This window comes from Corynebacterium lactis RW2-5 (assembly GCF_001274895.1).
Lineage (GTDB): Bacteria > Actinomycetota > Actinomycetes > Mycobacteriales > Mycobacteriaceae > Corynebacterium > Corynebacterium lactis.
This window is the reverse complement of record NZ_CP006841.1, coordinates 277,026-292,351: the sequence shown is the minus strand read 5'-3', so window position 1 is coordinate 292,351 and position 15,326 is coordinate 277,026. Positions and strand designations below refer to the sequence as shown.

General features: G+C 62.5%; 12 protein-coding genes. 9 read left to right on the top strand and 3 right to left on the bottom strand.

Features of this window, described 5'->3' with window-relative positions; genetic code table 11:
* Positions 1–49: 49 nt before the first annotated feature.
* A complete protein-coding gene (lpdA, locus tag CLAC_RS01205; protein WP_053413167.1) occupies positions 50–1,465 on the bottom strand; it encodes a dihydrolipoyl dehydrogenase in 1,416 nt (471 codons plus the stop codon).
* A gap of 70 nt (positions 1,466–1,535) precedes the next feature.
* Here lpdA and CLAC_RS01200 point away from each other — a divergent pair, with 70 nt between their 5' ends.
* The 8 genes from CLAC_RS01200 to CLAC_RS01165 all read left to right on the top strand — a co-directional run bounded on the left by CLAC_RS01200 (position 1,536) and on the right by CLAC_RS01165 (position 10,560).
* Positions 1,536–3,674, top strand: a complete 2,139-nt coding sequence (locus tag CLAC_RS01200; RefSeq protein ID WP_082312965.1) for a prolyl oligopeptidase family serine peptidase — start codon at positions 1,536–1,538, stop codon at positions 3,672–3,674.
* A 27-nt stretch (positions 3,675–3,701) separates the two neighbouring features.
* Entirely contained in the window at positions 3,702–5,162 is a 1,461-nt protein-coding gene (locus CLAC_RS01195) for a M1 family metallopeptidase (protein ID WP_053411356.1), read from the top strand.
* Positions 5,163–5,200: 38 nt separating this feature from the next.
* On the top strand, positions 5,201–6,586 hold the full coding sequence (locus CLAC_RS01190) for a polysaccharide biosynthesis protein (RefSeq protein ID WP_053411355.1): 1,386 nt from the start codon (positions 5,201–5,203) through the stop codon (positions 6,584–6,586).
* 15 nt (positions 6,587–6,601) lie between these two features.
* Complete coding sequence (locus CLAC_RS01185) at positions 6,602–7,435, top strand: glycosyltransferase (protein WP_053411354.1); 834 nt, start codon at positions 6,602–6,604, stop codon at positions 7,433–7,435.
* A gap of 11 nt (positions 7,436–7,446) precedes the next feature.
* Positions 7,447–8,154 carry a glycosyltransferase family 2 protein gene (locus tag CLAC_RS01180; RefSeq protein ID WP_053411353.1) on the top strand — a complete coding sequence of 236 codons (708 nt, stop codon included), beginning with the start codon at positions 7,447–7,449 and terminating at the stop codon, positions 8,152–8,154.
* Entirely contained in the window at positions 8,151–8,528 is a 378-nt protein-coding gene (locus tag CLAC_RS01175) for a DUF2304 domain-containing protein (RefSeq protein WP_053411352.1), read from the top strand. The genes CLAC_RS01180 and CLAC_RS01175 overlap by 4 nt, the downstream gene beginning before the upstream one ends.
* Before the next feature lie 122 nt (positions 8,529–8,650).
* Positions 8,651–9,562, top strand: a complete 912-nt coding sequence (locus CLAC_RS01170) for a chymotrypsin family serine protease (RefSeq protein ID WP_156324727.1) — start codon at positions 8,651–8,653, stop codon at positions 9,560–9,562.
* 5 nt (positions 9,563–9,567) lie between these two features.
* Positions 9,568–10,560 (top strand): DsbA family protein, encoded by a 993-nt coding sequence (locus CLAC_RS01165; protein ID WP_082312963.1) that lies wholly within the window; start codon positions 9,568–9,570, stop codon positions 10,558–10,560.
* A gap of 31 nt (positions 10,561–10,591) precedes the next feature.
* On the opposite strand, the gene CLAC_RS01160 is transcribed toward CLAC_RS01165, so the two are convergent.
* Together CLAC_RS01160 and CLAC_RS01155 are read right to left on the bottom strand one after the other, a co-directional pair.
* Positions 10,592–11,602: a GDP-mannose 4,6-dehydratase gene (locus CLAC_RS01160; RefSeq protein ID WP_082312961.1), complete on the bottom strand. Its 1,011-nt coding sequence runs from the start codon at positions 11,600–11,602 to the stop codon at positions 10,592–10,594.
* Between the two features lie 79 nt (positions 11,603–11,681).
* The gene (locus CLAC_RS01155; protein WP_053411350.1) at positions 11,682–12,977 is read right to left on the bottom strand and encodes an MFS transporter; all 1,296 of its coding nucleotides are present in this window, start codon (positions 12,975–12,977) and stop codon (positions 11,682–11,684) included.
* A gap of 704 nt (positions 12,978–13,681) precedes the next feature.
* Between CLAC_RS01155 and CLAC_RS01150 the strand changes: the two genes are divergently transcribed.
* Positions 13,682–15,028 (top strand): MFS transporter, encoded by a 1,347-nt coding sequence (locus CLAC_RS01150; RefSeq protein ID WP_053411349.1) that lies wholly within the window; start codon positions 13,682–13,684, stop codon positions 15,026–15,028.
* The last annotated feature ends 298 nt before the right edge of the window (positions 15,029–15,326 follow it).

Sequence of the window (15,326 nt, the reverse complement as noted above, 5' to 3'; positions counted from 1 at the left end):
TTTTCATTGTTTCCCCGGCAGCCCGAAGGCCCCGGGGAAACGGTTCCCTTTACAGGTTGATCATGTGCCCCTGGATGCCCTCGGCGGCTTCCTTCATAGCCTCGGACATGGTCGGGTGAATGTGCACGGCACGGCCGATTTCCTCAGCCGTCAGCTCGTACTTCTCAGCCAGGACCAGCTGCGGCATCAGCTCCGAGACGTTGGCGCCAACCATGTGGCCGCCCAGCAGCTCGCCGTACTCAGCATCAGCGATCAGCTTCACGAAACCAACCGGCTCTGCCAGGCCCTGCGCCTTGCCGTTCGCGGAGAACGGGAAGGTGGAGACCTTAATCTCGCGGCCGGTCTCCTCAGCCCACTTCTTGGCCTGGGCCTCGGTCTTACCGAAGGATGCGACCTGCGGGTTGCAGAAGGTCGCGCGCGGCATCATGTTGTAGTCCGGGATAGTCTCGGTCTCGTGACCGGCCATGTGTTCGGCGGCGATAACGCCCTGAGCCTCGGCAACGTGCGCCAGCTGCAGTTTCATCGTCACATCGCCGATGGCGTAGATGTGGTCGACGTTGGTCTGCATGTAATCGCCAATCGGAATCTCTCCACGCTCGCCCAGCTCGACGCCGGCCTTGTCCAGGCCGATGCCCTCGGTGCGCGGTGCGAAGCCGATGGAAACCATAACTCGGTCGACGGTGAGAGTCTGCTCGTCGCCGCCGTCCTTGGACTCGACCTTGACCTCGACGGAGTCTCCGTTGTCGACGATGGAGGTGGTCTTATGCCCGGTCATCAGCTTGACGCCCAGCTTCTTGTATTCCTTGGCAATAACCTTGGAAACATCCGCGTCCTCGTTCGGAAGGACCGCGTCCATGAACTCGACGATGGTGACATCCACGCCGTAGTTGGCCAGGACATACGCGAACTCCATGCCGATGGCGCCGGCGCCGACGATAACCATGGAATCCGGCAGCTCGTCGGAGAGAATCTGCTCCTCGTAGGAGACGATGTTGCCACCGACCTTCACACCCGGCAGGGAGCGAACGACGGAACCGGTGGCGATAATCGCCTTGTCGAAGGTAATTTCCTTGCCCTTGTCATCGCCGTCGGTGATGGCGATGGTGTTGGCGTCAGTGAACTCACCGAAGCCGTTGATTTCGGTGATCTTGTTCTTCTTCATCAGGTAATGGACGCCCTTGACGATGCCCGCGGAAACCTTGCGGGAGCGCGCGTGTGCGGCACCGAAGTCGAAGGAGACATCACCGGAAATGCCGAAGGTCTTCGCCTCATGGTTGAAGATGTGCGCCACCTCGGCGTTCTTCAGCAGAGACTTGGAAGGAATACAGCCCACGTTGAGGCAGACGCCGCCCCAATACTGCTTCTCGACCACTGCGGTCTTGAGCCCCAACTGGGAGGCGCGGATTGCTGCGACGTATCCGCCAGGACCGCCGCCGAGTACTACGAGATCAAAATGTTCAGCCACACATCCAAGCTTACGCACGCGCGGAAAATACGTCACCCGCAGGTCCCGCTTTTTGCCTACGGTGGTGGACATGGACAACGATTTCTCCGAATCCGCTCACGGCCCTGACGCCCCCTCATTTCTCAGCACCGACGCCCTTCCCGCGTGGCTCGACGAGATTACCGGGGAAAAAGCCCTCGAATGGGCGCGGAATCGCTCGGATCAGACCGTCGTCAAGCTGGATTCGCTTGCCGACGCCTCCCGCGACCGAAAGGACCTTGAACAGCGGATTCGGGCTGCGTTGGATACGGATTCGAGGATTGCGTACCCGGTGCGGCGTGGCGAGTTTTTGTACAACTTCTGGCGCGACGGCGCGCATCCTAAGGGCCTGTGGCGCAGGACCAGCTTGGACAGTTATCTGGCGGGCGAATCGGACCCGGCGGAGACCGAGTGGGAGACGGTCATCGACGTCGATGCGTTGGCGCAGGCCGAGGGGGAAAACTGGGTCTGGAAGGGAACGGTGTGTCGCTATCCGGACTATGACCGCGCCCTGATTCTGCTCTCCCGCGGTGGGGCGGACGCGACGGTGGTGCGCGAGTTTGACCTTTCTACCTGCGAGTTCGTCACGGGTCAGGATGCTTTTTACCTGCCTGAGGCGAAGTCGGACGTGTGCTGGGTGGGCCGCGACGAGATTCTTATCGGCACGGATTTGGGCCCCGGTTCGCTGACGGATTCCGGCTACCCGCGCCAGGTGCGCCGCTGGGTCCGCGGCCAGGCGGTGGAGGATTCGGAGGTAATTTTCTCTGGCCACTCGGACGATGTCGCAGTTGGGGGCTGGTTTGACTCGACCGAGGGCTTCGAGCGTCTCTTCGTGGAGCGCGCCCAGGATTTCTACAATTCGCAGAAGTTTGTGGCTACCGAGAGGCCCGGGAAGTTGGCCAACCAGTTCGGGGGCAGCTTCTCGCTGCAGATCCTCGAGGTCCCGGAGGATTGCCGCACCAGCGTGCACCGTCAGTGGCTCGTTTTGATGCCGCGCACGGACTTCGCCGGGATCCCCGCCGGCGGCGTCGCAGTGGCCGATCTTGAGGGCTGGCTGGCCGGCGAGCGCGACGTGGAGGTCGTCTTCACGCCCGGCGCGCACACCTCCTTCCAGTCGCTCGCGTGGACTGAGAATTACCTTGTGCTGACGCTGCTTGATGACGTCGCCACGCGTCTGACTGCGCTGCGCAAGGGCTCCTGGGAGACGGTCGAGATGTTCGGCGAGCTGCCGGGACAGTCGACGGTCAGCGTGATCGGCACGTCGTCCACCCGCGATGACGAGATTTGGCTGGTCAGCACCTCGGCTCTGGAACCGGCGACGCTGTGGTACGGGCAGGCTGGACAGAGACTGCAACCGGTGCGTCAGGCGCCCGCGCTGTTCGACAGCGCAGGCATGGAGACCCGCCAGCACTGGGCGACCTCCGCGGACGGCACCAAGATTCCCTACCGGATCACCGGCCGTTTCGACACTGGCGACCAGGCACGCCCGACGCTGGTGCACGCCTACGGCGGCTTCGAGGTCTCGCTGGTGCCGCAGTACTCTCCTGCCCGCGGTCTGGCGTGGCTGGAGCGCGGAGGACACTTCGTCGAGGCGAATCTGCGCGGCGGCGGGGAGTTCGGCCCCGCCTGGCATTCCTCCGTGGCGAAGACCCAGCGCATGCGTGTCTACGAGGATCATCAGGCGGTGCTGCGCGACATTGTCGCGAGAGGCTACTGCACCACTGAGCAGCTGGCGGTTCGCGGCGGCTCCAACGGCGGATTGCTCACGGCAGTGTGCCTGACTCTGTACCCGGAGCTGGTCGGGGCCGTGGTCTCGCAGGTGCCGCTTGCGGATATGCTGCGCTACCACCGACTTTCCGCGGGAGCCTCGTGGATGGCGGAGTACGGTAACCCGGACGATCCGGTCGAGCGCGCCGCGATTGAGCAGTATTCGCCGGTCCAGCGCGTCGTAAGGCGTGAGCAGCGAGCCTACCCGCCAGCGCTGGTGACCACCTCCACCCGAGATGACCGGGTGCATCCGGCGCACGCGCGCAGCCTGGCGTGGCTGCTTGAGGAGGCGGGCCAGGATGTCGACTACTACGAGAACACCGAGGGTGGCCACGCGGGCGCGGCGGACAACGGGCAGGTGGCGTTCGTGGAGTCGCTGATTTCGATGTGGTTGTGGGAGAAGTTGGCCGAACGAGCCGAGTAATCCGGGCGGGCAAGTAAGGTAATTGCCGTGACTAGCGCTGATTTGACCAATCCGTACACGGACATTGCCTTCAACCTGGGGTTCCGGGTGAATAAGTACGCCCTCGACCTGGATTATCGGGTCGGACCGAACAGGCTGAAGGCCACGGCGACGATCTTCATGGAGATCAACGCATGGGGCACCCAGATCACGCTGGACTTCGCTGATGCGCTCGGGGTGGATTCGGTCGACGCGGTGTCGGATTCGCAGGCGCATCCGATTGATGTGAAGCGCTGGCGGCATTCGGGGCGCAAGCTGCGCGTTACCTTCGACCGGGAGCTCGCCCCGGACGAGACCCTGCGGCTGATTGTGGCGTACTCGGGTTCGCCTCGCCCGGTGCGTTCGAAATGGGGCGAGATCGGCTGGGAGGAGCTAGAAAACGGCGCACTGGTGGCCTCACAGCCTGTGGGCGCGGCCAGCTGGTACCCGTGCGATGACGACCCGGAGGTCAAGGCGCTCTACGAGCTGACCATGGTCACCGACGCTCCCTACGAGGTTGTGGCACCGGGCCGCGCGGACGCGCCGGTGACGGTCGGCGGCTCCCGGCGCAGGTGGCATTTTGTGACCAAGGAGCCGATGGCCTCATACCTGGCGACTGTGAACGTCGGCCAGTTTAAGAAGATTGAGCTGCCCTGCGAGACCTCCACGGTCATCGCCTGGGTTCCGCCCGCCCTGGTAGAGCGCGCCCGGCATGATTTTCGCGAGCAGGGCCGCATGCTGGATGAGTATGCGCGCAGGTTCGGCGCTTACCCCTTTGAGCAGTATCAGGTGGTGATTTGCGAGGACGAGCTGGAGATTCCGCTGGAGGCCCAAGGCCTGTCCATCTTCGGCGCAAACCACGCGGACGGTAAGGACACCTGGAACCGTCTCATCGCGCACGAGCTTTCTCACCAGTGGTTCGGCAACAGCGTCGGCATTTCGCAGTGGCGCGATATCTGGTTGAACGAGGGCTTCGCCTGTTACTCGGAGTGGCTCTGGTCGGAGGCCCGCGGGAACGCACCCGCGGATGTCCACGCCCGCAAGCACTACCTGGATTTGAAGTCGAAGCCGCAGGATCTTGTTATTTCCAACCCGGGCCCCGACCTGATGTTCGACGACCGCCTCTACAAACGCGGCGCCCTGACTGTGCACGCCCTGCGCCTGCTGCTCGGCGACGAGGTCTTCTTCGATTTGGTCCGCGAGTGGACCACGAGCAACCGCCACAGTGTGGTCGACGCGGTGGACTTCCGCGCGCTGGCCAACCGCGTGTGCAGGGACCGCGGCATTACGACGTCGCGCCTGGACGTGATCTTCGACTCCTGGTTGGCGCGCGCGGCCCTGCCTGCCTTCCCGACGGACCCGACGCGCTCGCCCACTGATCAGGGCGTGGGCCCGGATGGCGCCCCGGTTGTCGACGAAGTCCTGCGCACCCAGTTCGCGGAGCTCGGATACACGGCGGCGAGGGACTAGGGACTGGGGCTAACGGGGAAAGACTGGAGAATACAGACATGTCCGGTTTCAAGTGGTTGACGCTTGCCACCGTGGTCGCTGCCGTCGGCAGCTTCGCGGTGCTGTTGATCTCCGCGAAGGCGCTGCCGAACGCGGTGAACCTGCAGTTCGTCGCGTACTGGGGTCTCTTTTTCGCCCTGACCGGCGTGCTGGGCGGTCTGATGCAGGAGACCACGCGCGCGGTCGGAGCCGCAGGGGCGGCAGCGGCGGAGGCGGCTGGAGCCTCGCAAGTTGCGGACCCCTCGCGCGCCTCTAGCCCCGCAGCCTCTACGAAAACCGTGCCCGCGCGGCCAATCTTCGTCTCCTTCGGTGTCGCTGCGGTCACTTTCTTCGTGATGGCAGCGTCGGGCCCCCTGTGGGCGCCGCTAGTGGTGAAGGAACACACCGGCCTCGCGATCCTGCTCATGGCCGCCGGCCTCGCCCTTTACTCCATGCAGGCGACCACCTCGGGCCTGCTCAGCGGCAGGGAGCTCTGGGGTCCCTACGCCGCTCTGATCATGATTGACATCCTGGTCCGCGTGGTTTTGGCCGTGGTCGCATGGTACTTGCGTTGGGATATCGTCGCCTGGCTGATTATCACGATTTTGGGCACCGTCAGCTGGCTGCTCCTCGCCGCGTTCTCCCCCGCGACCAGGCACGCTCTGACTGCCCGCGCCGATGTCCCGGTGCGCCGTTTCATCCCGCTGATGCTCACCGCGATGGGCGCGTCCGGCGCGTCTGCAGTTTTGGTCACGGGTTTTCCGACCATCGTGAAGATCGCCGGCGAGAAGGTCAGCGAGTCCTCCGGCATCGTCACCGACCTCTCCGCCAGCCAACACTCGGGAGCGTTCACGGCGGCGGTCACCATCACGGGTATCGCCTACGCGGTGACGCTGACGCGCGCTCCCCTACTGATGCCGCTTGAAAAATTCCAGAACGCCATCATCGTCCACTTCGTGCAGCACCGCAGCGAAGGTGTCCTGGCTGCTCTGGCCAAACCTCTGGGAGCTCTCGTGGCCTTCGGCGCGTTCGGTTCGGCGCTAGCCTGGCTTATCGGCCCGTGGATTATGACCGTGATTCTCGACGAAAGCTACTACGTCACCGGCCCCGTCCTCGCCGCCCTGACGCTCGGAGCTACGCTCACCGCAGTGCTGATGGTCACCGGATCCGTCACCCTGGCCGTCGAGCAGCACCGCATGTATCTGCTCGGCTGGCTCGCCGCCACCGTCATCGCCTGCGGAGTCCTCTTCGTCCCCGGCCACCTCTCGATTCGCACCGCCGCCGCCATTGCACTGGGTTCGGCCGTGGGAATTGTCATTCATATCCTGGCTCTAAAACAGCTGTCTCCCCGCGAGACGCTCTCCGCCTCGCTTTCCGACGACGCTGTCTCCCAATCCGGAGTGTGATTTAAGGTAATAGCCATGAGCACCCCGAAGATGCCCATCGAAGAGTTGACGGCCCTGATTACGGTCTATCACCGCGTCTCACCAACGGAGTTGGACCAGGCGCTAGAGTCCCTGTGGTCGCAGACGCGCCCCGCCGCGGAAGTCGTTCTTGTTGAGGATGGACCGTTGCCGGATGCGCTCGAGGCCATCGTCGTAAAGCATGAGGCGCAGCACCCGAACCTGCGAGTTAAGCGGTGCGCGGTCAACAGGGGTTCCGGGCCCGCGTCGCAGGAGGGGCTTGAGCTGGTGTGCACGGATTGGGTGGCGCGACTGGATGCGGACGATATCGCGGTGCCGGAGCGGTTTCAGCGGCAGTGGGAGCTGCACATAGAAAAGCCGGAGCTCGGCGTGATTGGCAGCGCGCTGGCGGAGTTCGAGGGCGCGCCGGACAACGTAGTGCGGGTGCGGAAGTTGCCTCAGACGCATGAGCAGATTGTCTCCTATGCGAAGATGAACTCGCCGGTGAATAACCCCTCTTCCCTTCTGCGGGTAGACGCGGTTCGCGCTGTTGGCGGCTATCGGGATGTGCCGCTGATGGAGGACTACGACCTGTGGGTCAGGCTGCTTGCGGCCGGGGTGCGCTTTGAGAATATGCCGGAGCCGCTGGTGAAATTCCGGGCTGATGGGATGCTCGGCAGGCGCTCGGCCCAGGGTATCTTCGCCGCGGAGCTCCGAATGCAGCGCACGCTGGTGGAGCTGGGGCTTATCGGCAGGCCGCGGGCTCTTTTCAACCTGGCGGCGCGTACCGCGTTCCGTCTCCTGCCCACGGCCGCAATGTCGCGGGCGTATAAGCGCCTATTCTTGCGGTAGCATCAGGTGCGATGAACGCGAACACCACGGACTTTTCCGATACATGGCTTATCGTGCCTTGTTATAACGAGGGCCAGGTTATTCGCGAAGTCCTCGAAAACGCGCTGCAGACGTTCCCGAATATCGTCGCAGTCAACGACGGCTCCGCGGATGACTCCGGCTTGCAGATTCACCTTGCAGGTGCTCACCTGGTCAATCACCCGGTGAACCTCGGGCAGGGTGCTGCTATCCAGACTGGCGTCGAGTACGCGCGCGCCCAGCCGGGTGCGCAGTACTTCGTCACCTTCGATGCGGACGGCCAGCACCAGGTCAAGGACGTCGTCGCGATGGTCGAACGCCTCCGCAGCGAGCCCGTCGACATAATCGTCGGGACGCGTTTCGGTCGCCCCCGCGCGGAGGAAGACCAGGTTCCGTTAATCAAGCGCATCGTTTTAAAAACCGTGGTGGCATTGTCTCCTCGGACGCGCCGCCTCGGGCTTACCGACGCGCACAACGGCCTGCGCGTATTTAATCGCACTGTCGCCGAGCAGATGAACCTGCGCATGAACGGGATGAGCCATGCTTCCGAGATTGTGGAGCTGATGGACCGTCGCGGGTGGCGTGTGGCGGAGCAGCCGGTCGATATTCTCTACACCGAGTACTCGATGTCGAAGGGGCAGTCGCTGTTCAACGGTGTCAATATCCTCGCTGATTCCCTGATTTCGAAGAGGCTGCCGTGACTGCATCTATCGTTCAGATTCTCCTGCTCCTGGCCGTATTGGCGCTGGTTTGGTACTTCGTCGCGAATCGTCGCAAGGCTCGCGCGAAAGCCGGCGTGAAGCTGGGCTTCGTCGTTTTCCTCGCCCTGTGTCTCTGGGCGATTGTGCGACCTGATGATCTAACGGTGATTGCCAACATGGTTGGCGTGACCCGAGGTACGGATCTTCTGCTCTACGTACTGGTGCTCGCGTTCGTGTTCACGACCGTGTCTTCCTACATCCGCTTCCGCGAGCAGGAGCTGCGGTACGCAAGGCTGGCCCGAGCCGTAGCGCTGAAAACAGCCGTACACCCGGACGAGGATCTGGGACTGGGGCACGGCGAGGAAGCCCGCTAACAACGCCTGTCGCGCTCGGAGGGCGAACTTCGCCGGGCCGGGTTATTCTTGATTCCACGCAGCTGGGGGATGCTGCGCGGGCTCATTTTTATGCGCTACAGAGCACTTTCCGGGGGGACTTTATGCATTGGGACCGGGGTTTTGGGATTCGAACTGCGGCAGCGGTGGTGTCGGTTGGCGCCGCGCTTTCGGTGTCTTCCTGCGGCATCACCGGCAGTGTCATGTTTGGGGCGGTGATTGCGGGATTGAACGAGGTCCCGATTGCCGAGGGCGCCGAAGAGGGACCAGGCGCCTCCCCTCCGCTAGCCGACGCAGGCACGGACCCGGGCACCGATCCCTTCGGCAATGGCGTGGGCGACCAGGAGCGTCGGCGTATCTTCCGCGATAGCGAGAATTGGAAGCACCTGGAGTCGCCCATCGGGGTCATTCCCGGAGGCCAGTACTTTGTCCACCACGCCCGCGGCCATGTGAGCACGTGTTCATTCGGGTGGTTAGTGCGCTCGCGGGAAGATGCGGGCCGGTTGTACAACCTGACGGCCGGGCACTGCGGAAAACCCGGCGACGAGGTATTCGTTGAGGCTGGCCCGGAAAAACTCCTTAAGGTGGGCACTTTCATATGGACCGAGCACGACGAGTTCGCACCCGCAGGGACGGGACCCGATCAGGCGCTGATTGAGCTAGAGGATTCGGCATTTGCCGTCGGCACACCTGAGCTGGACAAAGTGACGCTCGTAGGTCACGCCTCAATGGATTGGCTACAGCAGAACAGGCCGTATCTGTGCAGGCTGGGGTGGCGCTCCGGACTATCCTGCGGCTCCTTCGACCGCATCGTGAACCAGCACCTGTTTCGCTACGACAATATCTCCGACAAGGGCGACTCCGGTGGGGTCATCTGGGCGCAGGATCCGGAGGACGAGAACCGGATTTGGGCGGTCGGGGTTACCAGTTTCATACAGCCGTCTGATGCTGCATCCGCGGGAGGCGCATCTATCGGCGGGACAATGCAGCGATTCAATTTAGCCGTGGTTCAATGAGTTATATGAGCGAAGGCAATCCCACGGACAATCAAGATGTATATGACGCACAAGCCGCGCAAAGCGATCACGACGCCCACGACGTACGCGATGCCCACAGCGACGGCACCAGTCAAAACAGCGATGCCGCGCCCGACGCTGAAAGCCTGCAGACCTGGTCCGAGGGCACCTCGGTAACACATAAGTCCTGGTACGCAATCCCGGCGACCGCGTGGCTCGCGGCAATCGTGGCCCTGATTCTCGTCGCCGGAGTGGGATTCTGGGCCGGCCAGAGGTCGACGGCTCTTGATTCAGGGGCCACTTACAATCTCGCTGGCATGGACGCAGGACAGGGCGCGATGAAGCCGGTGCCCCGCGAGGACGGCAGCTTTGACGCTTCCATCTTCGGCCCGAAGGCCGGCGCGAAGCTCACCTCCCCGGATGATCTCGACCTGATTCACCGCCGCGACGAAAACGACCCCTTCGCGATTGGGGCAGTGGACGCGCCCGTCGTCATCAGCATGTTCTCCGACTTTGAGTGCCCCTTCTGCGCCCGCTTTGCGACGCAGACCGAGCCGGCCCTGATCAAGGACTACGTGGACACTGGTCTGCTGCGCATCGAGTGGAATGACCTGCCCGTCAACGGGCCCAAGGCTCAGAAGGACGCCGAGGCCGGACGTGCCGCAGCCGCGCAGGGCAAGTTTTGGGAGTTCTCACGGGTCTTGTTCGCCAAGGCTACTGAGCGTGGTACCGGCCACCCGGAGTTCGAGGAGAAGGACCTCATCGATGCCGCCCGCGAGGCTGGCGTCGAGGATATGGACCGCTTCACCAAAGAGCTCAAGGACGGCAAGTGGGCCAAGCCGGTAGAGGATGCCAAGAACTACGCGTCTGGCCTGGGTATTTCCGGCACACCGGAGTTCCTGGTGGGCACGAACCACGTTTCGGGCGCCCAGCCTGTGGAAACCTTCCGGGACTACATTGAGCTAGCGCTCCTTCGAGCCAAGCGCACTGAAAACTAGCCCTGGAAAATTAGGCCTGCGATGCCCGGGCCTACTGGCCGCGGAAGTAGTCAACGGTCCGGCGCACGCCCTCGTCGATGCTGACCTGTGGCTGCCAACCGAGGACCTCGCGGGCACGGGTCGGATCGAGCGCCGAACGCGGCACATCGCCGGTGCGGGCGGGCGCGTACTCCGGCTCGTCGGCAGCTCCGGCGGCCTCGGCGACCAGGCTGTGCAGCTGCCGGTCGGAGGTTTCGACTCCCGTGCCAATGTTAAAGCGCATTCCGCCGCCTACCTCGCCGGACGCACGGTAGAAAGCGTCAACCACATCGTCGACGAATACGTAATCACGGGTGTTGCCGCCGTCGCCGAAAACCTTCGTCGACTCACCCGCGAGCAGCCGCTGCGAGAAAATTGCGACCACGCCCGCCTCGCCGTGCGGATCCTGCCGGGGCCCGTACACGTTCGCCGGCGCGATATGCGAGCAGTCCAGCCCGTAGAGGTTGCGGAACATGTTCAGGTAAATCTCGCCCGCGGTCTTCGACGCCGCGTACGGACTCATCGGGTCCACCGGAACAGCCTCGGAGACAGGTAGTTCTTCCGGAGTGCCGTAGATTGATCCGCCCGAAGACGTAAACACGACCTTGCGGACACCGTTGCGCCGCGCCGCGTCCGCCAACTTAATGGTGCCTATGATGTTCAGCGTCGCATCGGCGACCGGGTCCGCCACGGAAAGACGCACGTCAATCTGCGCGGCCAAGTGGAAGATCACCTCGGGCCTCAGCTCCGCCAGAATCTCGTCCCACTCCACATCCAGCACATCGGCCTGGATGAAGCGGAAGTCGTCGGCAAGCGTGGCGGAGGCGAGGTTGGCCAGCTTGCCGTGGGAGAGGTCGTCCAGCACGGTGACCTGCCACCCCTCGTTGATGAGGCGATCGACCAGCGTCGACCCGATGAAGCCCGCGCCGCCCGTGACCAATGCTCGCGGTTTTTCGCTTGCCGACGCCCCCGCCTCCGTGCTCGGGCTGGCGGTGACGTTTCGATCCGGATTATTGGCGCTCATGAAGAAAACTATAGGCGTCCATACGAAAGTACCGGCTCATTCCACGCGGGAAGAGCCGGTATTTATGGGCGCGAGGCGCTCAGGCCAACTCAGTTTTCTGCGGCAGGTTGACTCGCGAGTTGAGGTAGATGACCGCAGACATCGCCAGGGCGATGACCATGCCTCCGCCCAGCATGACCGGGTAGGTCATCCAGGAAATGGAGTGCGACAGCTCGGTCAGGATGGCCGGGAATGCGAAGCCTATGTAGGTCAGGCAGTAGAAGATGCCGGTCAGTCCGGCCAGGTCGCGCGGTCCCGCGATGCGCTGGACCTCGTTGAGGCCGGTAAACATTGACAGGCCATAGCCCATGCCGAGAATCAGCGCAGCGACGAATGCAGTGACCGCAGTCGGATTGGTGGACATCCACGCGGCCGCACCCATGCCCACAATCACAATGCCCATCGCGATCAGGGAGCCCTTCGCCGAGTGGTTTGAGACCAGGCGCGGACCGATCTGCTGGATACCGAAGCCGAGCAGGAGCGCGAAGAAGGTCACCATCGCCGAGTAGAAAACGGGCTGGGAGACGAAGTTCTGCATCAGGGACGGAATAATCGCGTAGGCAACACCCGCGGCACCGAACACCCAGGGCGCGCCCATGGCCACAACCAGCAGGAACCTGCGGTTAGTAACAGAGGGGGTGCGCAGGGACTGCAGGAGACTCTCCTGATGCCCGCCTTGCAGGTGCGGGGACTGGCGAGTCTCCGGGACCATCATCATGCCAAGCGCAGTCGGTATGGTCAGGCAGATGTGCACGATGTAGGCCAGCTGCCCCGGCATCGGGGCGAACTGAGCTAGCGTTCCGGCCACGCCCGCACCGATACCGAAGCCCAGGGTCAGGGCCATCGACTGTCGCTTTGCGCCCGAGGTGGGCTTGGCAGTGGGATCGAACCGCTCCGTCGACAGCTCCTTCACCCAGGAGCCTCCGACCGCCATAACGATGCCCACCGCGATACCGGAGATGAAACGGCCCGAGAGAATCAGTGGCCCGGTCTTCTCGCCGATGGCGATCAGAGTCGAGCCGATAATAGATAGGAATGGCGCCGCCAGCATAACCGGCTTTCGCCCAATTCGGTCCGACAGTGGCCCCGAGATAAGCAGCGCCGGGGCAATGCCCAGCGCGTAGACGAACAGCAGCAAGTCGACGAACACCGGAGGCAGGTCCCGATTTAGCCGATACATCACCATCAGTGGGGTGAACTGGTTGCCGCCCCATGCGACCGCGAATACGGCGATGGTGGAAAAGAGCCAGAATCGGGTCACCTTCCGCTGACCGTGTTCGCCGTGGTCACTGTGCTCGGCGCCACCGCCGAGCGCACCTGCTCCCTGTTGAACCATGCGCTGCCTCTCCTGCTCTACTCGATTAGCCTTGCGCCTATTACTCGGCGACTCAATTTCTTCTGCTTTACGACGCTCCCCTCCCCGGCGCTGCACTTTCGGCAACTGCGAGGTCGGGTACGTCGTGCTCCGATTACTTTACGACGCTCACTTTCCCGGCGAAGTGGATTCGACGAAGAAGCAGCGTTTTCTAGTCCACGCCCCTTAAACATAGGGCTCCTCCCCTTTTATGGGGGGTGCCATTCTTGCACCCCCAAAGTTCCACCCCGCATGGGGGAAGTCGCGTTTTCGACACCACCCTGTTATATGCCCGTTATATTGGGGACCTTGTTTAAAACACAGGTAACAATAACCTCAAAATTCACAGAGATTTTCCTCGAGGACGGCATGCACTGGGGGTAAGAAGCCTTAAAAACCCACAGTAGAGGCGTTAAAAATCACATTTAGGCCCACCTTTGCAGCCGCGGAGCACACTTTCTGCCCCACACCCTCTCTAGGCCCCCTCTATTGCACTTACATCAGGGGGGAAATTGAAAAACGGGCATTCCTGAGCCCTAAAACGGGCACATTTAGACCCCATCTACCCCCGCTAGTTGGTTTAGGACTCAACTTCCAGTCAGTCGATTCCTGGGCAGAAGAATGATGCCTGTGCAAAACTACGTCCCGTTGCAAAAACCGTGCCCGAAAGAAAGATTTAGAGATTCATGACCACTTCGATTATTGCTGCAGATCCCAAGCAGCGCCGAAGCGTGCTGTCGGGAACCTTGGTCGGCACCACCATTGAGTTCTACGACTTCCTGATTTACGCGCAGGCCGCCGCGATTGTGCTGGCTCCCGCGTTCATTGAGCCCGCTGCACAGTCCAACCCGCAGCTCTCCCAGGTCCTCGCCTGGGCGACCCTGGGCATCTCCTTCCTCTTCCGCCCGCTGGGCGCCGTCATCGCCGGCCACATCGGCGACCGCTACGGCCGCAAGATGATTCTTGTCTTCACCCTTATCGGCATGGGTGCGGCAACCTTCCTCATCGGCCTTCTGCCGACCTACGCCACCATCGGCGTAGCGGCCCCGATCCTCCTTGTCCTGCTCCGCATCTTCCAGGGCCTGTCCGCCGGCGGCGAGTGGGGCGGCGCGGCCCTGATGTCCGTCGAGTACGCACCGAAGAATAAGCGCGGCATCTACGGCGCATTCCCGCAGGCAGGCGTTCCGCTCGGACTAACTCTCGCTACCGCGACCATGCTGATTGTCATGGCAATTGTCGGTAAGGATGCCTACATGGAGTGGGGTTGGCGCATTCCGTTCCTGCTCTCCTTCGTGCTCGTTCTGATCGGCTACGGTATCCGCCGCGCTGTCGATGAGTCCCCCGTGTTCCGTGCAATGCAGGAAGAGGCTGCCGAGCGCTCCACCCCGCTGCCCGAGCTGTTCAAGAACCACTGGGGCAAGGTCATCCAGGGCGCCCTGATCTTCGCTGCACAGCAGGCCACCGGCTACCTCGTCATCGCCTTCTTCGGTTCCTACGCACAGAAGAAGCTGGGCTACGACCCGATGATTGCCTGGACCGGAACCCTCGTCGCAGGCGTCTGCTGGACCATCTTCATGTTCATGGCCGGCGCTTGGTCCGACAAGATCGGTCGTGCGAAGACCTTCATCATTGGCTACGTCCTCATCATGATCTGGGAAGTTGTCATGTGGTCCCTGATCGAGCAGGGTCCGGTCCTCTACGTCCTGACCGTTGCGGTCCTGACCCTGCCGCTGGCCCTTACCTTCGGCCCGCAGCCGGCGATGTACTCCGAGATGTTCCCCTCTGAGGTCCGCTACTCCGGCGCTTCCATCTCCTACGCAATTGGCGCAGTCCTCGGCGGCGCATTCGCCCCGATGATCGCCCAGCTGATCATCGACAAAACCGGCAATGCAGCGTACATCTCCGTGTACCTCATCATCATGGCGATTCCGGCGCTGATCTCGCTGTTCCTTCTGCCGAAGGACCTCGAGCAGCGCGACCTGATCGAGCACCCGGAGTCCAAGAACTCCGAACCGGTCAACGCTACTGTCTAGGTCAAAGCACTGCATAACTGAATTCCAGGCAAACGCCTCTCCCTGACGCATCGCAAATGTCGTCGGAGGAGAGGTTTTCCGATTTTTTCGACCTTTCATCTCCCCAAAGCAGATTGCTCAAGCCCCCGGTCGCCACCACTATCTCGCCCCAATATCTTTCGAAAATTGGTCGAAACTGGTGCAACTTCGCCCTATATCAGGGGCACAGCCCTCTAGCGCTAAACTCTCTATGAAACTGCAGTTTAAGGCCCTGGGAGTATGAGGCCCACAGGCCCGAACCAAGGAATGCCTCCTTCTA

Excerpts from the sequence above, each read along its gene's own strand:
- CLAC_RS01190 (WP_053411355.1), top strand. The coding sequence starts at position 5,201 with ATGTCCGGTTTCAAGTGGTTGACGCTTGCCACCGTGGTCGCTGCCGTC.
- CLAC_RS01185 (WP_053411354.1), top strand. The coding sequence starts at position 6,602 with ATGAGCACCCCGAAGATGCCCATCGAAGAGTTGACGGCCCTGATTACG.
- CLAC_RS01155 (WP_053411350.1), bottom strand. The coding sequence starts at position 12,977 with ATGGTTCAACAGGGAGCAGGTGCGCTCGGCGGTGGCGCCGAGCACAGT.
- CLAC_RS01150 (WP_053411349.1), top strand. The coding sequence starts at position 13,682 with ATGACCACTTCGATTATTGCTGCAGATCCCAAGCAGCGCCGAAGCGTG.
- CLAC_RS01200 (WP_082312965.1), top strand. The coding sequence starts at position 1,536 with ATGGACAACGATTTCTCCGAATCCGCTCACGGCCCTGACGCCCCCTCA.
- CLAC_RS01180 (WP_053411353.1), top strand. The coding sequence starts at position 7,447 with ATGAACGCGAACACCACGGACTTTTCCGATACATGGCTTATCGTGCCT.
- CLAC_RS01160 (WP_082312961.1), bottom strand. The coding sequence starts at position 11,602 with ATGAGCGCCAATAATCCGGATCGAAACGTCACCGCCAGCCCGAGCACG.
- CLAC_RS01165 (WP_082312963.1), top strand. The coding sequence starts at position 9,568 with ATGAGCGAAGGCAATCCCACGGACAATCAAGATGTATATGACGCACAA.
- CLAC_RS01170 (WP_156324727.1), top strand. The coding sequence starts at position 8,651 with ATGCATTGGGACCGGGGTTTTGGGATTCGAACTGCGGCAGCGGTGGTG.